This is a genomic window from Alloalcanivorax sp. C16-2, assembly GCF_046507615.1.
GTDB classification, from domain to species: domain Bacteria; phylum Pseudomonadota; class Gammaproteobacteria; order Pseudomonadales; family Alcanivoracaceae; genus Alloalcanivorax; species Alloalcanivorax marinus_A.
This window is the reverse complement of the sequence record NZ_JBKFTL010000001.1, coordinates 786052-806124: the sequence shown is the minus strand read 5'-3', so window position 1 is coordinate 806124 and position 20073 is coordinate 786052. Positions and strand designations below refer to the sequence as shown.

Here is a 20073-nt window from a genome sequence, read left to right as displayed (position 1 = left end):
GAAGGCGATTGGCGGCTTACTGGTTGCCGAAATCGTCACCTATGCCCCCTTGGTGGCCGGCTTGCTGGCCGCCCTGCATTGCCGGGTTGCCGCCTCCGCCCGCGGCGCGCGGGTTGCGGGCCGGTACCACGGTGGAAATAGCGTGTTTGTAAACCATCTGGCTGACCGCGTTTTTCAGCAGAACCACATACTGATCAAAGGACTCAATCTGCCCTTGCAGTTTGATGCCGTTCACCAGGAAGATGGAAACCGGGATGCGTTCCTTTCTCAGCGCATTGAGAAAAGGGTCTTGTAGCGAGTGCCCTTTTGACATGGCAAATCTCCTTAACGTTCATAAAAAGTGAGCGCCCAAGCGTTCGGGCAATCATCAGCGCTTACGTCCGGGCTTCGCGAGGCCGGCCATCCCTGCCGGACGGCCCGCGGGCCAAGGACTTCTCTTTGGCAGCCTTCCCCGAAAAAGGTTTCAGCCCCACCCTTCGTAAAGCCCTGCGTCATCGTGGTCCTCTATGGGGCTTGGTCCCAATAAAAACAAGCCTCAAGGGAGCAATTGCGCCCTCCGGAACCCTCGATTCAACTAAACACGGTTTTACAAACGCCTGCAAGACGGGCAACGCACGCCCTGCGACTCTCGTCACGGGCGCCGTCGTACCAGGTAAGACCGGGCCATTTACGCAGCCAGGTGAGCTGCCGTTTGGCCAGCTGCCGGGTAGCGATAATACCTTTTTCCACCATGGTCATGTAATCCCATTGGCCCTCTAAATAACGCCAAACCTGACGATAGCCCACCGCCTTGAGGGCCGGCAGCTCGCCGTGCAGGTCAGCGCGGGCGCGCAGTGCCGCCACCTCTTCCACCAGCCCCGCCTCGAGCATGGCATGGAAACGGGACTCGATGCGCCGGTGCAGCTCCTCGCGGGGCGGCGCCACCGCCAGACTAAGCACCGGCCGGGCCAGGCCCGGGAAGCGATAAAAGCCATCCGCCAGGGGCTCGGCGGCGGTATCGTGTTCGCCGTGGAAAGCGCTCAGTGGGCGACCGGTGAGTCGGTATACCTCCAGGGCGCGCTGCAGGCGCTGGCGGTCAGTGGGCTTGAGACGGGCGGCGCTGGCCGGGTCCACCTCGGCCAGCGCCCGGTGCACCGCCGGCCAGCCGTCGCGCGCCGCCAGGGCGGCGATGTCGGCGCGCACCGCCGCGTCCGCCTCCGGCAGCGGCGCCAGCCCCTCCACCAGGGCCTTGAAATACAACATGGTGCCGCCCACCAGCAGCGGAATCCGGCCGGCGGCGGCGATGGATTCGATTTCGCCGAGCGCGTCGGCGCGGAAATCCGCCGCCGAATAGGGCTCGGCCGGGTCGCGAAAACCCAGCAGGCGGTGCGGGGCGCGGGCCAACTCATCGTCGGAGGGGCGCGCGGCGCCGATGTCCAGGCCGCGATAGACCAGGGCGGAGTCCACGTTGATCAGCTCCACCGGCAGGGTTTCGGCGGCCTCGATGGCCAGGTCGGTCTTACCGGCGGCGGTGGGGCCCATCAGCAAGATCACCGGCAGCGATGCCCCGGGTACGGCGCCCATTACTGACCCCGCATGAACAGGCGATCCAGTTCCTTGACGCTCATCTGGGTCCAGGTAGGCCGCCCGTGATTGCACTGGCCGGAACGCTCGGTGGCTTCCATGTCCCGCAGCAGGGCATTCATTTCCGGCACCGTCAGGCGCCGGTTGGCGCGCACGCTGCCGTGGCAGGCCATGGACGAGAGCAAGGCATCGAGCTGCTGCTCAATGCGCTCGCTGGAACCCTGGGCGAGCAGGTCGGAAAGCACGTCGCGCACCAGGGTTTCGCTGTCCGCGTTACGCAGCAGCGCCGGCACCTCGCGCACCACCAGGGTTTCCGGCCCGGCGCGTTCAACCAGAAAGCCCAGGCGCTCGAACACCTCCGGCTGCTGCTCGGCGAAGTCCGCCTCCCGGGAGGACACCGCCATGGACACCGGCACCAGCAACGGCTGGCTGCGCACCTTGGCCTCGGCCCAGTCGCGCTTGAGGCGCTCGTAGGTAATCCGTTCATGAGCGGCGTGCATATCCACCAGCACCATGCCGTGCTCGTTTTCGGCGATGATGAAGATGCCATGCAATTGCGCCACCGCGTAGCCCAGCGGCGGGGTCTGGCCCGGCTGTGGCGCGGCGGCGGGCGTGCCGGCGGCGGGCGCACCCACCAGAGCACCGTAGGCACCGGCCTGGCGGGCGCCATCGGCCACCGCCGCTGGCCGCCCCGGCACCGGCCCCGGATAGCCGCCCCCGCCGCCGAAGCCCCCCGCGCCCCCGACACCACCGCCGCCGGTATCCGGACGCGGCGTGGTCAGCGGCATGCTGCCCTGGGTGGGCGCCGGCTGAACCTGATCGGTCAGCGGCACTTCGGCATGGCCGTCGGCGCCGGGGCGCACCTCGGCGATGGTCCGGTGCAGGGTGCGGAACAGGAAATCGTGCACCATGCGCTGCTCGCGGAAACGCACCTCGTGCTTGGTGGGGTGCACGTTGACGTCCACCAACGCCGGGTCGACCTCGAAAAACAGCACATAGGCCGGATGGCGACCGTGGTAGAGCACATCGGAGTAAGCCTGGCGTACCGCGTGGTTGACCACCTTGTCGCGGATCACCCGGCCATTGACGTAGAAGTACTGCAGGTCCGCCTGGGAGCGGGAAAAGGTGGGCAGCCCCATCCAGCCATGCAGGCGCAGGCCGCCGTGCTCGATGTCCACCTCCATGGCCTGCTCCATGAAAGCGCGGCCACACAGCCGCGCCACCCGGGCGGCGCGCAGGGTGGCGTCGTCGCCGGCGGGCAACTGGTGAATCACCTTCTGATTATGGGTAAGCCGGAAGGCGGTCTGGAATTCGCTCAGGGCGACCCGCCGGAACACCTCTTCCAGGTGGTTGAACTCGGTCTTCTCGGTACGCAGGAAACGGCGCCGGGCCGGCGTGTTGAAGAACAGGTCGCGCATGGTCACGGTGGTGCCACGCGGGTGAGCGGCGGGGGCCACGCTGGGGGCCATGTCGCGGCCCTCCACGGACACCTGCCAGCCCTGGGCCTGGGCACCGTCGTTACTGGCCAGAGTGAGCCGGGACACCGAGCTGATCGCCGCCAGCGCCTCGCCGCGAAAGCCCAGGGTGCCGATGGCTTCCAGGTCTTCCTGGCTCTGAATCTTGCTGGTGGCATGCCGGGACAGCGCCAGCGGCAAATCCTCCTCGCCGATGCCGGTGCCATCGTCGCGCACCTTGATCAGCTTGATGCCGCCCTGCTCCACATCCACGGTGATCTGCCGGGCTTCGGCGTCCAGAGCGTTTTCCAGCAGTTCCTTGAGCACCGAGGCGGGCCGCTCCACCACCTCGCCGGCGGCGATCTGGTTGGCGAGCCGGGAATCCAGGCGGTGAATCTTTGCCACGGTGAAAAACCTCAGGATTGGGGGATGACCAGCGTCTGGCCGACGATGATGCGGTCATCCTGAATATTGTTGGCGGAGCGCAGCGACTGCTCGCTGACCTGGTGCCGGCGGGCGATGCCGGACAGGGTATCGCCGGGCTGGATGCGATACTGGTCGCCGTTCTGGCTGCGCTGGGCGGCGAACCAGCTACCCGGCGCCGGGTGGGTGCGGAAATAGCGCTCCACGCCGGCCTCGATGGAGCGCGCGAGTTTCTCCTGATGGGCGCTGGAACGCAAATTCCGCGCTTCTTCCTTATTGGAGATAAAGCCGGTTTCCACCAGCACGGATACCATCTCCGGCTCCTTGAGCACCACGAACGCGGCCTGCTCCACGGTGTCGCGGCCGCCGTGCAGGCGCGTCACCTGGCCCATTTCGGCGAGGATCTGACGGCCCAGATACAGGCTGTGCGCCATGGAACCACTCATGCGCATGTCGGCAAGCACGCTGAGCAGATTGGAATCGTCCTTCTCTTCCTCGTAGACGCCGGCCACCTTGTCCGATTCGTTGGCCATTTTCGCCAGATAGCGGGCACGGGCGCTGGTGGCGCCCCGGTTGGACAGGGCGAACACGCTGGCGCCATGGGCGCGCGGATCGGTGAAGGCATCGGCATGGATCGAGATGAACACATCGGCGTGGTTGTCCTGGCGGGCGATGCGGCGCCGCTCCGCCAACGGCACATAGTAGTCGCCATCGCGCACCATCACCGCCTTCATGCCGGGCTGGGCGTCGATGCGCGCCTTCACCTTCTTGGCGATCTGCAGCACCACGTCCTTTTCACGCAGATTACCCGGCCCGGACGCACCCGGGTCCTCGCCGCCATGGCCGGCGTCGATGGCGACGATCATGTCGCGGGGCGCGCCGGTGGCCGCGTCCGGCTTGTCCACGGTCTTCACCGGCTTCGGGTCCTTGTCGAACAGATCCACCACCAGCCGCCAGTTGTGCGGCGACACCGGTTTGAGCAGGTTGGTGCGTGGCCGCACCGCCTCGTTGAGATCGAATACCACCCGGGTCATGTCCGGGTGCTTGCCGACGCGGATGTCCTTGATCGGGCTGTCGCTGATGTCCAGCGACATCATATCGAAGTCGAGTTCGGTGTCCGGCAGATCCACCACCACCCGGTCCGGGTTGGCCAGCTTGTCCAGACTGTGCTCCACCGGCTCGGGCAGATCAAAGACGATGCGGGTGTGATCCGGCGCCCGGTGCAGGCGCACCGAGTCCACGGTGACGGCGGCGGCCGGCACCGAGGCCAGACAGCCCAGCGCCAGTATGCACAGGGCGATCAGTCGGGGCGGAGTCGGTCGCTCAATGTTGGCCATGGGCCCAATCCAAATTCGCCTGTCGTCCCCGACCGTCCACGGTCAGGGTCACGGTAAGATCCGGTTCGGGAATCATGCCCCGGCCCCGGTCGGGCCACTCCAGCACGCACAGGGCCCGTCCGTCAAAATAGTCGCGGATGCCGATCATCTCCAGTTCCTCGGGGTCGCCCAACCGATACAGGTCGAAATGATAGATAGGGACCCCACCCACTTCATAGGGTTCCACCAGGGTATAGGTGGGACTTTTTACCGCGCCCCGGTGGCCGAGCCCGTGAAGCAGGCCGCGCATCAGCGTGGTCTTGCCGGCACCCAGGTCACCACGCAGATAGACGCAGCTCCCCGGCGTCAGACGGCGCCCCAGGTCGGCGCCCAGCGCCAGGGTGGCGGCCTCGTCGGCCAGATAATGGCGTTCAGTAGTCATTCAACTCCCGGCGCAGGTCGATAAGCAGATCGGTGGCGAGCAGGCCTCGCTCGCCGTCCCGGGCGGCGGCCCGGTCGGCGGCGCGGGCGTGGGCCATGGCGCCCAGGGCGGCGGCCCGGTAAGGCGCCAGCCCCTGGGCGCGCAGGGCGGCGATCACCCCGGTGAGCAGGTCGCCCATGCCACCGCTGCCCATGCCCGGGTTGCCATCACTGATCAGCGCGGTGCCCTCGGCGCCGCGCACCAGGGTGCCCAGCCCCTTGAGCAGGGCGGTACCGCCGTAACGGGCCGCCAGGCTTTCCACCGCCGCGAAACGGTCCGCCTGGACGGCGCCGGTGTCGCTGCCCAGCAGCCGGGCCGCCTCCCCCGGGTGCGGCGTCAGTACCCAGTCGTCGCGGGCGTCCACGCCCCACTCCGCCAACAGGGTCAGGGCATCGGCGTCCACCACCAGCGGCAGGCCGCTGTCCAGGGCCGCTTCCAGCAGGGCCCGTCCCCAGGCATCACGACCCAGCCCCGGCCCCACCGCCACCACCGTGGCTTGCTCCAGCAGCGGCGCCAGATCCGTCGCGCCGTCCACCGCCCGCGCCATGATTTCCGGCTGGCGCGCCAACAGCGGCGCCACGTGCTCGGCGCGGGTGGCCAGGCTGACCAGGCCGGCGCCGGCATGGCCGGCGGCCTGGGCGGTCATCATCGGTGCGCCACCGAAACCGTGGTCACCGCCGATCACCAGGACATGGCCGTAGGTTTTCTTGTATCCGTCCCGGGCACGGCGTGGCAGGGCACGGCGCAGGTCCGCCGGGGTCGGCCGCCATACCGGCGCGTCGATGCGGGCGTGCACCCGCTCATCGACACCCAGGTCATCGAACAGCAGCTCGCCGGTGCAGACCGGCCCAATGCCGGTGAGCAGCCCCCGGTTCACGCCGATATAGGTCAGCGTGCACCGGGCGTGCAGCACGGCGCCGGTGGATGCGCCGGTGTCCGCCGCCAGCCCGGAGGGCACATCCACCGCCAGCACCGGCTTGCGCAACGCGTCCAGGGCCAGGATCAGGGCACGCTTGTCCTCGCTCAGGGCCCCGGACAGGCCGGTGCCCAGCAAAGCATCCACCAGCACCGGCGCATCTTTTGGCAGGCTGTCCAGGCTCAGCGGACGCATCGGCACGCCGGCGTCCCGCGCCCGGCGGGCCATGGTCAGGGCATCGCCTTTCATGGCCTCCACCGGCTTATCCTGGAGGATCACCGGGTCCAGGCCGGCTTCCCGGGCCAGGCGCGCGACCACATAGCCGTCGCCACCATTGTTGCCGCCGCCACACAGAACCACCGGCCGCGACAGGCCCGGCCAGCGCTGTACCAACAGTTCAAAGGCGGCGCGACCGGCGCGCTCCATCAATTCCTCGCCGGACAAACCGGCGTCGCCGGCCAGTCGGTCCAATTCGCGGGTTTGCGCCGCGCTGTAGAGGCGGTCGGGTAACGATCTCAGGGGCATTCGCTGCTATCCTTGGCTCCGTCGTTGCGGTATGCGACGACAGTATACCTGTTCCTATTTTATACCGACCACGGGACCATCATGCCGCCTCGCTCCGAGCCCCACTGGGACCTCTACGGCCTCCACCTGGCCGCCTTCATGCTCGCCGGCACGGCACTGTTCGCCAAGCTGGTGCCGCTGCCGGCGCTGGACATCACCGGCCTGCGCGGCGGCATCGCCGCGCTCGCCCTGCTGGTGGTGATGCTGCTGGGCCGCGCCCGGCTCCGCTTGCCGTCACCGCGCCATTATCTGGCCATGCTGGTGGGCGGCCTGCTGTTCGCGGTGCACTGGATGACCTACTTCCACGCCATGCAGGTGTCCTCGGTGGCGGTGGGCGTGGTGGCGCTGCTGACCTTCCCGGTGATCACCGCCGTGATCGAACCGCCCCTGCTGCACCGCCGGGCGCCGCGCGGCTATGCGCTGGTGGCCGGCCTGGCGGTGCTGGCCGGCGTCACGCTGATCGGTCTGGAGAGCGGCCTGGGCGGCAACGTGCCCCTGGGGCTGGCGGTGGGGATCTTCTCCGCGGTGCTCTATTCACTGCGGAATCTGCTGCAAAAACGCTTCCTGGAGGGTGTCTCCGGCCCTCAGGTGATGCTCTACCAGGGTGCGCTCACCGCCCTGGTGTTCGCGCCTTTCCTGAGTACCTCGCCGCTGCGGCTGGCACCATCCACCTGGGGCCTGCTGCTGTTGCTGGGCACGGTGTTCACCGCCGTACCGCACACCCTGATCACCCATGGTCTGCGCCGTTTGAGCGCCACCACGGTGTCGTTCACCCTGGCCCTGCAGGTCCCCTACGCCACCCTGCTGGCGGCTCTGGTATTGTCGGAAACTCCAGGCCCCCTGGCCATCACCGGCGGCGCCCTGGTGGTGGCGGCCTCGTTGTTCGTTACCGCCCGGCAACGGCGCGAACCGGCGCCGGTGGCCGCCACCGACTGATTCACGGACGCCATGGACCTCGACCACCTGAAGCGCCGTATCGCCCACCAGGCCCGGGAACTGGGCTTCCAGCAGATGGGCGTGGCCGACCCGGATCTGAACCTGGCGGAACAACGTCTGCATGACTGGCTGGCCGCGGGCCGCCATGCCGGCATGGACTGGATGGCCGCCCACGGCAACAAGCGCTCGCGTCCCACGGAGCTGGAACCGGACACGGTGCGCGTGCTGTCGTTCCGCATGGATTACCTGCCACCGGACACCCAGCCGGTGAAGGTGCTGCGGCAAAAGGACAAAGCCTATGTGTCGCGCTACGCCCTGGGCCGGGATTACCACAAGGTGATCCGCAAACGCCTGGCGCGGCTGGCGGACTGGATTCGCCAGGAAGTCAGCGGCACGCGCCTGGCCCGGGCGTTCGTGGACAGCGCCCCGGTGATGGAAAAACCGCTGGCGGAAAAGGCCGGTCTAGGCTGGCAGGGCAAGCACACCCTGCTGCTCAATCGGGACGCCGGCAGTTGGTTCTTTCTTGGCGAGCTGTACACCGACCTGCCGCTGCCGGTGGACACCCCCGGCGAGGACCATTGCGGCAAGTGCTCGGCCTGCATGACGGTATGCCCCACCGACGCCATCGTCGCGCCCTACCAACTGGACGCCCGGCGCTGCATCTCCTACCTGACCATCGAGCATGACGGCTCGATTCCCGAGGATCTCAGGCCGGGCATCGGCAACCGGGTGTTCGGCTGCGACGACTGCCAGTTGATGTGCCCCTGGAATCGCTTCGCCTCGCACAGCGGCGAGACCGATTTCCGGCCACGCCACGGCCTGGAGGACCGGGAGCTGGTGGAGCTGTTCGAATGGAACGAAGCCACCTTCCTGGAACGCACCGCCGGCTCACCGATCCGCCGCGCCGGCTTTCAGCGCTGGCGGCGCAATCTGGCGGTCGGCCTGGGCAATGGCCCGGCCAGCCCGGTGGCGCTGGCGGCTCTGCAAGCGGCCCGCCAGGACCCCAGCGAGCTGGTGCGCGAACATGTGGAATGGGCTCTGCGCCGGTTGCGAAACAAGACCAGCATGTAAAGTTCGTATTCTTTAGACTGTCAGGACCGCCTTCGGGGAACCGCCGTCGGGATGACGCCTTCAAACCGGGGGAACGTTTTTCAATTATCGACCAAGAGGGAACGCCAGCCATGAAAAAGCCAGCCCTGATCATGCTCGCCATCACCGCGCCACTGTTGAGCGCCTGCTCCAGTGGGCCCAACGAAGCGGCCGGGTATCGCCATTCCATCTTCCACGTGATCGCCTGGCACTTCGGCACCCTGGGTGCCATGGCCAAGGGCGAGCAGCCGTTCGACCAGGCCGTTTTCGAGCGCAAGGCGGGTATTCTGGAGGAACTCTCCACGCTGCCCTGGGAGGGCTTCCAGGAAGGTACCGCGGAAGGCAGCGACGCCAAGCCGGCGATCTGGGAGAACCGGGACGACTTCGATGCCAAGGCCCGCGACTTCGAGGAACGGGCAAGCACCCTGGCCAGCCTGGCCCGGGAAGGCGACCAGCAAGCCATGCTCGACCAGGTGGGCAAGGTGGGCCAGGCCTGCAAGGCCTGCCACGACGATTACCGCAAGTAGCTGCGAATCGTCCGCCGGCCGATCGCGGCTGAAGCCGCTCCTACATATGGCGGATAGCGGCAGGAGCGGCTTCAGCCGGCCAGCGCCAGCACCAGCCACACCACCGCCGTCGCCAGCACCGCCAGCACCAGGGCCCGCCAGGCGGGAGCCGGGGCGGCGTCATCCGCGCCGGGCTTACGCCCGCTGATCATGGCGCCCACCAGCCGCTCGCCGCGCAGCCGGTGAGCGGCTACCGCCGCCACGTGCAGGCCCGCCAGCATCAGCAACAGGTTGATATTGAGGCCGTGGAAATCGGTGAACGCGCCGGCCAGTGACGAGGACACCAGGTGATTGAGGGGGCCGTCGATACTGATGTCATCGGTGGCGAACAGGCCGCTGACCACCTGGGCCAGCAGCAACACCAGCATCACCACCACCATCCAGCCACCCAGGGGGTTATGCCCCCGGTAGACCGGCGCCCGACCGCGCGCGAACGCCAGCCCGTAGCGCGCCGCCGCCGCCGGCGCGGTGAGAAAGTCCCGGAACCGGCTGTGCCGCGAGCCCCAGAACCCCCACAGAACCCGGAACAGCAACAGCGCCAGCAAGGCGTAACCGGCCAGCATGTGCCAGTCCATCTCGGCGCTGCTGCCGCCGCCGGAATACCACAGGAAACCGAACAGCCCCACCAGGGTCCAGTGAAACAAGCGGGTGGGCAGATCCCAGACCCGCCCTTTTTCCGTTCGCTGCTCCGCGCCTTTCACGATCAACCCTCCCGGTAACGACCCTAAAGCTGAATGAGATGCTCGCGGTAGTAGGCGAGTTCCTCGATGGACTCACGAATGTCATCCAGGGCCAGGTGCTTGTTGGCTTTCTGGAAGCCGGCCAGGATGTCCGGCTTCCAGCGCCGGGCCAGTTCCTTGAGGGTGGAGACATCCAGATTCCGGTAGTGGAAGAATGCCTCCAGACGCGGCATGTAATTGGCCAGGAAACGGCGATCCTGGCAGATGCTGTTGCCGCACATGGGCGAGGCGCCGGTTTCCAGGTATTGCTCCAGAAACGCCAGGGTGCGGCGTTCGGCTTCGGCCTCGTCCACGTCGCTGCGACGGACCCGTTCCACCAGGCCGGAATTGTTGTGGTGACGGGTGTTCCACTCATCCATGCCGTCAAGCAGGGCGTCGCTTTGCCTGACCGCCATCACCGGCCCTTCGGCCAGAATATTCAGGTGGGCGTCGGTGACGATGGTGGCGACCTCGATGATACGGTCATGGCTGGGGTCCAGCCCGGTCATTTCCAGATCGATCCAGATCAGGTTGTCTCGTGATTGCGTCATGGTTTTCCCGGCAAAAAAGTCGATACAGGATTCAGGGTACAGGATACAGCGCGGAGCCGGACCTGCCAGCCATAAGGCCGTGCCCGCGACGCCCGGGTTCCTGTATCCTGCATCCTTCACCCTGTATCGGCGGCGAAATCGCCACGCTTTTATGGCAAAACGTAAACTCAACCGGCGGCAGCGCTGGCGTATCGAAAAGATTCAGCAGGAGCGGCGCGACCGCGCGCAACGCAAGGCGGAACATGCCCATCCGACGGCCACCGACCTGGGCGAGGAACAGGAAGGCACCGTGGTGGCGCATTTCGGCGGGCAGGTGCTGGTGGAGGCCGAGGAGGCCCCGCCGACGCGCTGCCATTTCCGCGCCAACCTGGAGCAACTGGTGGTAGGCGACCGGGTGATCTGGCAGGCCCCGCGCAGCGAGGGGGACGGCGTGGTCACCGCGCTGATGCCCCGGGCCACCGTGCTCAAGCGCCCGGATAACTATGGCAACCTGAAGCCGGTGGCCGCCAACCTGGATCGGCTGCTGGTGGTATTCGCGCCGCGCCCGGAGCCCTCCAGCGTTTTGCTCGACCGCTATTTGGTGGCCGCCGAGCTATCCGGCATCCCCGCCACCCTGGTGCTCAACAAAGCGGATCTGGTGACCCCGGACAATACCGCCAACGTGGACCGCCTGGTGGCCCTTTATCAGGACCTCGGTTACCCGCTGGCGCGGGTATCGGCCACTACCCGGGACGGCCTGGCGGAACTGCGTGCCGCCTTGACCGGCGGCACGGTGGCGTTCGTGGGCCAGTCCGGCGTGGGTAAGTCGTCACTGGTCAACGCCCTGCTGCCGGAGGCGGAGCTGGCGGTGGGATCGCTATCGGACGTGTCCGGCCTGGGCCAGCACACCACCACCACCGCGCGCCTGTTCCATCTGGACGGCGGGGGCCATCTGATCGATTCCCCGGGCATCCGCGAATTCGGCCTCTGGCACATCGGCGAGGAGGAGCTGCTGCGCGGCTACCGGGAACTGGCGGAATTGGCCGGTCATTGCCGGTTTCGCAACTGCACCCACCGCCACGAGCCCGGCTGTGCTCTGCAAGAAGCGGCGGACCAGGGTCGGATCAGCGCGGAGCGGCTTAATAACTTTTTTCAGATCGCCGCCACCCTGGATGAACAGGCGCGACAGCGTTATCAGTCCTGATCCTGGCCAGGAACCGATCTGACACCTTCCCTGTCGTTCATTACAATGGCCCCCACCGGCAACCACGAAGACTCACCATGACCACTGAACTGCCGCTTCTCATCGAACCCGCCGAACTCGCCCGCCATCTGGACGCGCCGGATCTGCTGATCATCGATCTGTGCAAGAGCCAGGTGTACGAACAGGCCCATGTACCCGGCGCCATCCACCTGGACTACCAGCGCCTGCTGGCCGGCACCCAGCCGGCACCGGGCCTGCTGCCCGACGACGACCGCCTGGCGGCGCTGTTCTCGGAACTCGGCCTGACCCCGGACACCTGGGTGGTGGCCTACGATGACGAGGGCGGCGGCTGGGCCGGGCGCCTGCTGTGGACCCTGGACGCCATCGGCCACAAACGCTACAGCTACCTGAATGGAGGCATCCACGGCTGGCTGGCGGAGGACCTGCGTACCGAAACGGAAACCACCGAGCCCGAGGCCAGCGACTACCGGGTGGCGGAGCATGATCCGCGCACCAGCGTGGACCTGGAACATGTGCTCGCCCACCACCAGGACCCGGATGTGGTGATCTGGGACGCCCGCTCCGAGGAAGAATTTTCCGGGGTGCGCGCCTTCGCCCAGAAAGCCGGCCACATCCCCGGCGCCGTTCACTATGAGTGGACCGACGCCATGGACAAAAGCAATAACCTGCGCCTGCGCGACCTGGACGAACTGCGCCGGGAACTGGCGGAGCGCGGCATCCGGGGCGACAAGCAGGTGATCACTCACTGCCAGACCCACCACCGCTCCAGCCTCACCTGGCTGCTGGGCAAGATCCTGGGATTCCAGGATATCCGCGGTTATCCGGGCTCCTGGGCCGAATGGGGCAACCACCCGGATACGCCGGTGGAAAAATCCGAATAACACCACCCACCCCGCCGGGCCCGTGCCCGGCCCGTACGGAGAGCCCGCCGTGAGCGAGCTGAAAGACAAAGTATTCGTGGCCGTCCAGTACTGCCTGCCCCAGCATTGGCTGTCGCGGCTGGTGGGCTGGGTGGCGCGTAGCGAAATCCCCTGGATCAAGACCACCTTCATCAACACCTTCATCCGCCGCTTCGACGTGGACCTGAGCGAGGCGGACATCGAGGACCCGGATCGCTTCGAGAACTTCAATGCCTTCTTCACCCGGGCCCTGAAGGACGGCGCCCGCCCGATCACCGGCGACGACAACGCACTCGCCTGCCCGGCGGACGGCACCGTCAGCCAGCGTGGCAGCCTGCGCGGCGGCGACTTGTTCCAGGCCAAGGGGCGCCACTACTCCGCCTTCGAACTGCTCGGCGGCGACGGTGCCCTGGCCGCCGAATTCAGCAACGGCGATTTCGCCACCGTCTATCTCTCTCCCAAGGACTACCATCGGGTGCACATGCCCTGCTCCGGCACCCTGCGGGAAACGATCCATGTGCCCGGACGACTGTTCTCGGTGAACCAGGCCACCACGGAACGGGTGCCACGGCTGTTTGCCCGCAACGAACGGCTGGTGTGCGTGTTCGACACCGAACGCGGGCCCATGGCCGTAGTGATGGTGGGCGCCATGATCGTCGCCGGCATCGAAACCGTGTTCGCCGGCCAGGTGACGCCCCAGGCCACCGACATCACGCGCCGCGACTACCGCGATCCAGGGTCGGTGGTGCTGGAGAAAGGCGCGGAGCTGGGCCGCTTCATGCTCGGTTCCACGGTGATTCTGCTGTTCCCGGAAGGCACCGCCGGCTTCGACGCCGCCGCCCTGCCCGGCGACACCGTGCGCATGGGCCAGGCCTTCGGGCGGTTCCGGTAACCGCCCCCCCCACACACCTACGAAGCCGCGCGTGACGCTACCCCGTAGCGAGTCGGCGTGGCCCGGCTGGAGGAACACGCCCGAAGAAACCCACGCGGCCCTTATTTCTTCCCGAGCTTGGCGGCCAGAATCGCCTTGGCCTCGTCACCCTTGAGCATCTCCGCGAACAACGCCAGGTCGTGATCAACCAGATCGTGCAGACGCATTTCCGCCGCCTCGCGCATCAGTCGCTTGCTCTCGCGCATGGCACGGCGCGGCTTGGCGGCCAGGGCCACCGCGTACTGGCGGGCGGCGCCCTCCAGTTGCGCCCGCTCCACCACCCGCGCCACCAGCCCGGCCTGGGCCGCCTCCTCGGCGGTCAACGGCTCGCCCACCAGCAGCATGCGCGCCGCGCGCTGATAACCCAGCCAGGCCGGCAGCAACTTCGAGGAACCGGCCTCCGGCACCGCCCCCAGATCGACGAACGGAGTAATGAACCTGGCATCGTCGGCGGCCACCACGATGTCCGCGTGCAACAGCATGGTGGTGCCCACCCCCACCGCGTTGCCCTGCACCGCCACCACCAGCGGCTTCTCGAAACGGCTCACCGCGCGAATGAACGGCGCCGCGCCGGCCTCCGTGCCATCCCCGGTACCGTTGCCGGCGGCCAGGAAATCGGCCAGATCGTTGCCCGCGCAAAACGACTTACCCTCGCCCTCGATCAACACCGCGCCGATGTCGTCACTGTCGGACGCGAACGCCAGCAGGCTGACCAGGTCCTGATACATGGCGCCGGTCAGGGCATTGAGTTTGTCGGGCCGGTTCAAAGTGATCGCCATCACCGATTCAGTGGTCTTGACCAGGATCTGGCCGCTTTCCGGTGCCGGTAATTCCACGGTTGTCTCCCTTGATTGATTCACTGCGCGAAAGGTTAGTGCGCCGCCGGCGGGAATGCCATGACCGGAAGCGTCGCGCGGGGGCTTGCCGGCGGTCGGTTTTCGTCCTATAAATCGCCGGTTACGTTGCGCGAGGTCCGTCGGCCTTGAAACTGATTTCCTTCGATCCCTTCCGCACCCTGGGCCTGCCCGGGGTGCGCTATATCAAACCCGAGCACATGTTCGCCCAGCGCGATGAGCTGGCCAACGCGGACTGGCTGCTGTTTCCCGCCTACTGGCAATTGCACGCGCTGCACTATGTGCTCGGTCAGCCGATCTTCCCAAGCCTGGCCACCTACCACCTGGGCCACGACAAGATCGAGATGACCCGGGCCCTGCGGCTGGCCTGCCCGGACAACGTGCCCGAAACCGAGATCCTGCCCTCCAGCCACAGTGGCGTGAGCCGCATCCTGGACACCTGGACCTTCCCGTTCGTGGCCAAGCGGGTGCGCTCCAGCGAGGGCGACGGGGTGTTCCTGGTGGAGAACCGCCAGCAGTTCCTGGACTACGCCGCTCGCCACGAGGCGCTGTACATCCAGAAGCTGCTGCCCATCGTGCGCGATCTGCGAGTGGTGGTGGTGGGCCGCGCGGTGGTCGCCAGCTACTGGCGCGAGGGCACCAGCTTCCATAACAACCTGGCCCGGGGTGCCCGGGTGCGCGTGGACCTGCCGGTGCCCGACGCCGCCTTGGAGCTGGTGCTGGACCTGGCCCACCGCCTGCGCATCGATCATGCCGGCTTCGACGTGGCCTGGGTGGACGACCAACCCTATGTGCTGGAATTCAACCGGCTGTTCGGCAACCAGGGCATGGCCGACCTGCCGCAACGGGTGGGCGCCGCCATGCGTGCCTATTTGCTGGACGAGGTCTCGCCTTCGCCATTGTCTCCGGAACCGGCACCCATCACCGTTTCCGCCTGAGTGCGCAGCAGGGTCTGGTAGCGGTAGGCGAGCTGCTCCACCGGCTGCAGGCGCACCTGCTGCTCGCCGGCCCGCACCACCAGGGCCCGATCGGTCTGGTAGAGCGCCTTTACATCCAGCTCGGCACGGGTCAGCTCGCTTTCCGGCACATGCAGCCGTCCGGGCACGCCGGCCAGGCACAGCGCCCAGCTTTCCGTCTCGCGGAACTGCTCGCTGATCAGCGCCTTGAACTCCAGCGCCGGGGACTGGGCCGCCTTGCGGCGCGGCGCCTGCAGACGCGCCACGCGCAGGAACAACAAGCCGGCGCACAGCGCCGAGAAAGCGGCGGCGGACAACGACTCAGCACTGAAACGTACCCGCGCCCGCTCCCCCAGGCCGACCACCACGCGACCGCCATAGAGCGCCACCACCTGGTCCAGAAGCCGGTGGTAATCGTCCAGCAGGTGTTCCAGAGCGGCGCGGGTGTAGCGCTGCTGGTAGTAATCGAAATTCACCACGCTCAGGCGCAACTCCACCGCCGGCCCGGCATCCTGCGCCGGCTCGTCCGGCCCTACCCGGGGCGCCGGACGATCGTCCGGGGGCGGCGCCGTTTGCGCGGCGGGAGGTTCCGGGCGAAACAGCCGCCGGTAAATGGCCTCGCCGGCCAGCCGCAGCATCAGTATCCCCAGCACCACCAGTACATAGCCGGTCTCCAGCCGCTGGCGCGGCGCCGGGTCGGCCCGTGCCGCCAGCTGCAGGGAACCGGCCAGTTCGCCGTCGGGCAGGGCCACTGGCACCTCCACGACCACCGGCGCCTGCTCCGGCAGCTCACCGGTGACCGGCTCCCGGGCGGTATCGAGAAAGCGTGCTCCGGCCACCGGCGCCAGGGCGCGGGTTTCCCGGGCGATCACGTTCAGGCCGATCAGATCGTCGCCGGCCAGGGATTCGGCGGCACGCAGCGCGGTCTGGCGCGCCAGGGCTTCCAACTGCACGCGCTGCTCGGCGGCCAGACGGCTGGAGAAGTGTTCCAGGAAATAAACGCCGATCACCAGGGCCACCAGCAACATCAACGCCAGCTCCCACAGCAGCCGTTTTTCGCGCCGCAGGTACGGACGCCCTTGCTCCAAAAGCTGTTGCCACAGGGCCATGCGGTGCCATCCTCGCTTGGTTCAATGGGCGCCGAGTATACCCGCCTTGGCGCCGCCCCGCTTGGCCGGGGCCTCAACCGGCGGCGCTTTTCTGGTAATCTTGGACGCCGTTCCATTCAGCGACCCACGGCCCCCAAGGAGAGCCCCAGAGCGTGCGCGAGATCATTCTCATCCAGGTGTCCGGCAACGACCGTCCCGGACTCACCGCCGCCTTCACCCGTATTCTGGCCCGCTACCACCTCAACATCCTGGATATCGGCCAGGCGGTGATCCACGACACCCTGTCGCTGGGCATCCTGGTGGAGGTGCCGCCCGGAGCGGACGCTTCCTCCATGCTCAAGGATCTGCTGTTCGAGGCCCACAAACGCGACACCTCGGTGCGCTTCCGGCCCATCGACAAGGACCGCTACGAGCAGTGGGTGTCCGGCCAGGGCAAGGACCGCCACATCATCACCCTGCTGTCTCGCAAGATCACCGCCGAGCAGCTCGGCGACGTAACCACCGTGGTGGCGGAGAATAACCTCAACATCGACAGCATCGCGCGGCTGTCCGGGCGCGTGCGCCTGGAGGGCGAGGACGGCGATCCGGACGGGCGCGCCTGCGTGGAGATCTCGGTGCGCGGCGAACCCCGCGACACCGCCGCCATGCGTGCCGCCTTCCTGGGCATTGCCAACGAACGCAACCTGGACATCGCCTTCCAGCGTGACAATGCTTTCCGCCGCAACCGCCGGCTGGTGGTGTTCGACATGGACTCCACCCTGATCCGATCCGAGGTGATCGACGAACTGGCCGTGGAGGCCGGCGTCGCCGAACAGGTGAGCGCCATCACCGAACGGGCCATGCGCGGCGAACTGGACTTCAACGAGAGCTTTCGCGCCCGGGTGGCGCTGCTCAAGGGCTTGGATGAAGGGGCCCTGGAGCGGGTCCGCGACCGCATCGAGCTGACGGAAGGCGCGCGACGCCTGGTCAGCACGCTGAAGGCACTGGGTTACCGTACGGCGATTCTATCCGGCGGTTTCACCTGGTTCGGGCACTGGCTGCAGGGGCTGCTGGGCATCGATTACGTCTACGCCAACGAGCTGAAGATCAAGGAAGGCAGGGTCACCGGCGAGGTGGCGGAACCGATCGTCAACGGTGAGCGCAAGGCGGAGCTGCTGCGCGAGATCGCCGCCCGCGAGGGCATCGACATGGAGCAGGTGATCGCCGTGGGAGACGGCGCCAACGACCTGCCCATGCTGGGCGCCGCCGGGCTGGGCATCGCCTTCCGCGCCAAACCGCTGGTGAAGAAGAACGCCGAACACTCCATTTCCACCTTGGGGCTGGACGGCATCCTTTATCTGATCGGAGTGCGGGACAAGGACCAGGCGGAGCTGTTGCGGTAGCCGCGATTCTCAGCCGTCGGTGGTTTCCGCCGCCTCCAGGCGATCCATTGGTGCCTGCAGGTAATAGCCCTGCAGGTAATCCACCCCACCCAGCGTCCACAGGGTCTGCATCTGCGCGGCGGATTCCACGAAACCGACCAGGGTGCGCCGCCCGCTGCCCTGCACTTGCTGAATCAGTTCCGCGAAACGCTCGCGGCTTTCCGCCTTGCCCAGCTCCTGGGTGAACGAGCCTTCGAACTTCACCATGGTGGCGGGGATGTGCTCGAACAGTTTGAACGGGTCGAGGCCACCGCCGAAGCGGCTGATGGACAGCCCGCAGCCCTGTTTGCGCATGGTCTCGGCGAAGGCGCCGGCCTGCTTGAGGTAGTTGACCGCGTCGCCCTCGGAAAACTGAAAGATCACCTGCTCACCGGACAGACGCGCCGCGCGCATGGCCTTGGTGAGCCATTCCGCCAGCCCCGCCTCGCCCAGGGAGTAACCGCTCAGATTGACCAGCAGGGTAACCTTCTCGTCCAGGGCGGCGGCGGCGCGCATGGCGTTGAGTACCACCCAGCGATCCACCTTGCCAGCCATGCCGAGCTCCGCCGCCACCGGCATGAAGTCCGCGGCGGCCAGGTCGTCGCCCTGTTTCTGGGGCATGTGCACGAACACCTCGAAAATCTGCTCGCCTTCGTCGCGCAGGCTCATCAGCGGCTGATACCTGAGACGGAAGCTGCTTTTTTCCAGGGCCTGGCGGATGCTCAGGGCAACCGCCTCGTTGGAACCGGCGGCCACATCGTCCATGGGATCGTGGATCTTGATGGCATTGCCCTGTTCGTCGTTCTGCCGCTGGGCCTGGTTGCAGCACTTGAGCGCCTTGGTGAGGATGTCCTGGCTGCTGCGCGCGTCCTCGCGGGCGAAAGCCACGCCCAGGCTGGCGGTGATGTGCACGGTGCGCGCCGCCACCTCGGGCATCAGCGTCTCGATGCCGGCGCGCAGCTCCTCGGCCAGGGCAGCCGCTTCGTCGATGTCGGCCACCGGCTTGAGCACCGCGAAATCCTCGCCGTCCACCCGCGCCAGCTTGGCGCCGACGCAGTGGCCGCGCAGCCAGTCCGCCACCACGCGCAGGGCGTCGTCGGCGCCTTCCATGCCGAGGCGCGATTGATGATGCTCGAAATCGTCCAGGCGCAGATACAGCACCGCCGCCAGTTCGCCCTGCCGGGCCGCGTCGCTGACCGCCTGATCCAGTTGTTCCATGAACCAGGTGCGGCTGTAGAGGCCGGTGACCTGGTCGGTCTGACTGATCTCGTGAAGCCGCTCCTGCAGGGCGTTTTCATCCAGGCCGGTGGCGCGAATCACGATCTGGGTGCAGGCCTCGCCATCGAAGGTGCTCGGCGAGAAAATGAAGTTGGCGCCGAACTCGTTACCGTCGGTGTGCACGCCCCGGCATTCCAGTTCGTTGGTCTGGCTCTGATCCTGGGCGCGGCTGCGCAGCAACTGCTTGAGGCGATCGTGGTCATCGGCGGACACCATGTCCATGATCGGCACGCCGGCCAGCTCATCGGCGTCGTCATAGCCGAACATACGGGCATAGTTTTCGTTGGCGTGGATATGCATGCCGTCCAGCACATAGGCGATGGCGTCACGGCTCTGGTCCATCAGTAATCGAAGACGCTTCTCCGCCTCGTGGCGGGTGATCTCCGAGTGCTGCAGCTCCTTGCGCAGGCGCAGAAACTCCATGAGCCGGTCGACACACTGCATCAGCAGCTCACGGTCGTCCTTGGGGGCCACCGCGCGGGCACCGGCATTGTAGGCGTCACGGACGATTTCCGCGTTGTAGTCGTCGCTGAGCAAAACCACCGGCAGCGCCTTGCCGAGCCGGTTGATGTGGGCCATGGCACTCTCGAAGGTACCGTTGCCGAAGCTCGGCCGGCACAGCATCAGTTCCCAGGCCCCGCCCTTGAGCGCCCGCACCAGGTCGTCCTCATTCAACGCCAGTTGCGCCCGGGTCGCCCGGCCAGCATTGCGCAGAGCGTTCATCAGTTGCTCGGCTTCATCCTGGGAGTCATGGGCGATCAGCAAGCGGAGGGTATCGAGAGCGTATGTCATCGGCGCCAGTGCTCATCCGTTATTCGTAGGGCATACATTGTGCCTGACGCCGCTCCGTTCGCCAAAGACCTG

General features: G+C 67.0%; 19 protein-coding genes. 8 read left to right on the top strand and 11 right to left on the bottom strand.

From position 1 onward, the window contains the following. Positions 1-16: 16 nt before the first annotated feature. The 6 genes from hfq to ACLD02_RS03770 form a co-directional block, all read right to left on the bottom strand. Positions 17-313, bottom strand: a complete 297-nt coding sequence (gene hfq / locus ACLD02_RS03795; protein ID WP_203103296.1) for an RNA chaperone Hfq — start codon at positions 311-313, stop codon at positions 17-19. A gap of 257 nt (positions 314-570) precedes the next feature. Further along, positions 571-1563: a tRNA (adenosine(37)-N6)-dimethylallyltransferase MiaA gene (gene miaA, locus ACLD02_RS03790; protein WP_203103298.1), complete on the bottom strand. Its 993-nt coding sequence runs from the start codon at positions 1561-1563 to the stop codon at positions 571-573. Then, on the bottom strand, positions 1563-3422 hold the full coding sequence (mutL, locus tag ACLD02_RS03785) for a DNA mismatch repair endonuclease MutL (protein ID WP_410297973.1): 1860 nt from the start codon (positions 3420-3422) through the stop codon (positions 1563-1565). The genes miaA and mutL overlap by 1 nt, the downstream gene beginning before the upstream one ends. An 11-nt stretch (positions 3423-3433) precedes the next feature. Further along, entirely contained in the window at positions 3434-4777 is a 1344-nt protein-coding gene (locus tag ACLD02_RS03780) for an N-acetylmuramoyl-L-alanine amidase (protein ID WP_203103302.1), read from the bottom strand. Then, entirely contained in the window at positions 4764-5198 is a 435-nt protein-coding gene (gene tsaE / locus ACLD02_RS03775) for a tRNA (adenosine(37)-N6)-threonylcarbamoyltransferase complex ATPase subunit type 1 TsaE (RefSeq protein ID WP_203103304.1), read from the bottom strand. The genes ACLD02_RS03780 and tsaE overlap by 14 nt, the downstream gene beginning before the upstream one ends. Continuing rightward, positions 5188-6678 (bottom strand): NAD(P)H-hydrate dehydratase, encoded by a 1491-nt coding sequence (locus ACLD02_RS03770; RefSeq protein WP_410297972.1) that lies wholly within the window; start codon positions 6676-6678, stop codon positions 5188-5190. The genes tsaE and ACLD02_RS03770 overlap by 11 nt, the downstream gene beginning before the upstream one ends. An 81-nt stretch (positions 6679-6759) precedes the next feature. Between ACLD02_RS03770 and ACLD02_RS03765 the strand changes: the two genes are divergently transcribed. The 3 genes from ACLD02_RS03765 (at position 6760) to ACLD02_RS03755 (ending at position 9269) form a co-directional block, all read left to right on the top strand. Continuing rightward, positions 6760-7653 carry a DMT family transporter gene (locus tag ACLD02_RS03765; RefSeq protein ID WP_410297971.1) on the top strand — a complete coding sequence of 298 codons (894 nt, stop codon included), beginning with the start codon at positions 6760-6762 and terminating at the stop codon, positions 7651-7653. Positions 7654-7665: 12 nt separating this feature from the next. Then, a complete protein-coding gene (gene queG / locus ACLD02_RS03760) occupies positions 7666-8724 on the top strand; it encodes a tRNA epoxyqueuosine(34) reductase QueG (RefSeq protein ID WP_410297970.1) in 1059 nt (352 codons plus the stop codon). Between the two features lie 110 nt (positions 8725-8834). Beyond that, positions 8835-9269 (top strand): c-type cytochrome, encoded by a 435-nt coding sequence (locus ACLD02_RS03755; RefSeq protein WP_203103312.1) that lies wholly within the window; start codon positions 8835-8837, stop codon positions 9267-9269. Between the two features lie 71 nt (positions 9270-9340). Here ACLD02_RS03755 and ACLD02_RS03750 read toward each other — a convergent pair whose 3' ends face one another. Both ACLD02_RS03750 and orn read right to left on the bottom strand, forming a co-directional pair. Next, positions 9341-10009: a cytochrome b/b6 domain-containing protein gene (locus tag ACLD02_RS03750; RefSeq protein WP_410297969.1), complete on the bottom strand. Its 669-nt coding sequence runs from the start codon at positions 10007-10009 to the stop codon at positions 9341-9343. Between the two features lie 23 nt (positions 10010-10032). Next, the gene (gene orn / locus ACLD02_RS03745) at positions 10033-10578 is read right to left on the bottom strand and encodes an oligoribonuclease (protein ID WP_203103316.1); all 546 of its coding nucleotides are present in this window, start codon (positions 10576-10578) and stop codon (positions 10033-10035) included. A gap of 151 nt (positions 10579-10729) precedes the next feature. Here orn and rsgA point away from each other — a divergent pair, with 151 nt between their 5' ends. From rsgA to asd, 3 genes are all read left to right on the top strand, one after another. Beyond that, positions 10730-11761: a small ribosomal subunit biogenesis GTPase RsgA gene (gene rsgA, locus ACLD02_RS03740; protein ID WP_410297968.1), complete on the top strand. Its 1032-nt coding sequence runs from the start codon at positions 10730-10732 to the stop codon at positions 11759-11761. Positions 11762-11838: 77 nt separating this feature from the next. Next, positions 11839-12663, top strand: a complete 825-nt coding sequence (locus ACLD02_RS03735; protein ID WP_203103320.1) for a sulfurtransferase — start codon at positions 11839-11841, stop codon at positions 12661-12663. Positions 12664-12712: 49 nt separating this feature from the next. Further along, positions 12713-13573 carry an archaetidylserine decarboxylase gene (gene asd, locus ACLD02_RS03730; RefSeq protein WP_410297967.1) on the top strand — a complete coding sequence of 287 codons (861 nt, stop codon included), beginning with the start codon at positions 12713-12715 and terminating at the stop codon, positions 13571-13573. Positions 13574-13674: 101 nt separating this feature from the next. Here the strand turns inward: asd and ACLD02_RS03725 are convergent, their stop codons facing one another. After that, the gene (locus ACLD02_RS03725) at positions 13675-14448 is read right to left on the bottom strand and encodes an enoyl-CoA hydratase-related protein (RefSeq protein ID WP_410297966.1); all 774 of its coding nucleotides are present in this window, start codon (positions 14446-14448) and stop codon (positions 13675-13677) included. A 146-nt stretch (positions 14449-14594) separates the two neighbouring features. Between ACLD02_RS03725 and ACLD02_RS03720 the strand changes: the two genes are divergently transcribed. Beyond that, positions 14595-15404 carry a RimK family alpha-L-glutamate ligase gene (locus tag ACLD02_RS03720; protein WP_410297965.1) on the top strand — a complete coding sequence of 270 codons (810 nt, stop codon included), beginning with the start codon at positions 14595-14597 and terminating at the stop codon, positions 15402-15404. On the opposite strand, the gene ACLD02_RS03715 is transcribed toward ACLD02_RS03720, so the two are convergent. After that, entirely contained in the window at positions 15335-16531 is a 1197-nt protein-coding gene (locus tag ACLD02_RS03715; protein WP_410297964.1) for a hypothetical protein, read from the bottom strand. The genes ACLD02_RS03720 and ACLD02_RS03715 overlap by 70 nt on opposite strands. A 152-nt stretch (positions 16532-16683) precedes the next feature. Between ACLD02_RS03715 and serB the strand changes: the two genes are divergently transcribed. Further along, a complete protein-coding gene (gene serB, locus ACLD02_RS03710; RefSeq protein WP_203103328.1) occupies positions 16684-17913 on the top strand; it encodes a phosphoserine phosphatase SerB in 1230 nt (409 codons plus the stop codon). A 9-nt stretch (positions 17914-17922) separates the two neighbouring features. Here the strand turns inward: serB and ACLD02_RS03705 are convergent, their stop codons facing one another. Then, a complete protein-coding gene (locus ACLD02_RS03705) occupies positions 17923-20001 on the bottom strand; it encodes an EAL domain-containing protein (RefSeq protein ID WP_203103330.1) in 2079 nt (692 codons plus the stop codon). Positions 20002-20073 lie beyond the last annotated feature (72 nt).

What these genes read in the sequence shown, in the direction of transcription:
- ACLD02_RS03705 (WP_203103330.1), bottom strand. Translation starts at nt 20,001, where the DNA reads ATGACATACGCTCTCGATACCCTCCGCTTGCTGATCGCCCATGACTCC.
- ACLD02_RS03770 (WP_410297972.1), bottom strand. Translation starts at nt 6,678, where the DNA reads ATGCCCCTGAGATCGTTACCCGACCGCCTCTACAGCGCGGCGCAAACC.
- tsaE (WP_203103304.1), bottom strand. Translation starts at nt 5,198, where the DNA reads ATGACTACTGAACGCCATTATCTGGCCGACGAGGCCGCCACCCTGGCG.
- ACLD02_RS03715 (WP_410297964.1), bottom strand. Translation starts at nt 16,531, where the DNA reads ATGGCCCTGTGGCAACAGCTTTTGGAGCAAGGGCGTCCGTACCTGCGG.
- ACLD02_RS03755 (WP_203103312.1), top strand. Translation starts at nt 8,835, where the DNA reads ATGAAAAAGCCAGCCCTGATCATGCTCGCCATCACCGCGCCACTGTTG.
- rsgA (WP_410297968.1), top strand. Translation starts at nt 10,730, where the DNA reads ATGGCAAAACGTAAACTCAACCGGCGGCAGCGCTGGCGTATCGAAAAG.
- ACLD02_RS03780 (WP_203103302.1), bottom strand. Translation starts at nt 4,777, where the DNA reads ATGGCCAACATTGAGCGACCGACTCCGCCCCGACTGATCGCCCTGTGC.
- miaA (WP_203103298.1), bottom strand. Translation starts at nt 1,563, where the DNA reads ATGGGCGCCGTACCCGGGGCATCGCTGCCGGTGATCTTGCTGATGGGC.
- orn (WP_203103316.1), bottom strand. Translation starts at nt 10,578, where the DNA reads ATGACGCAATCACGAGACAACCTGATCTGGATCGATCTGGAAATGACC.
- hfq (WP_203103296.1), bottom strand. Translation starts at nt 313, where the DNA reads ATGTCAAAAGGGCACTCGCTACAAGACCCTTTTCTCAATGCGCTGAGA.
- ACLD02_RS03735 (WP_203103320.1), top strand. Translation starts at nt 11,839, where the DNA reads ATGACCACTGAACTGCCGCTTCTCATCGAACCCGCCGAACTCGCCCGC.
- queG (WP_410297970.1), top strand. Translation starts at nt 7,666, where the DNA reads ATGGACCTCGACCACCTGAAGCGCCGTATCGCCCACCAGGCCCGGGAA.
- ACLD02_RS03765 (WP_410297971.1), top strand. Translation starts at nt 6,760, where the DNA reads ATGCCGCCTCGCTCCGAGCCCCACTGGGACCTCTACGGCCTCCACCTG.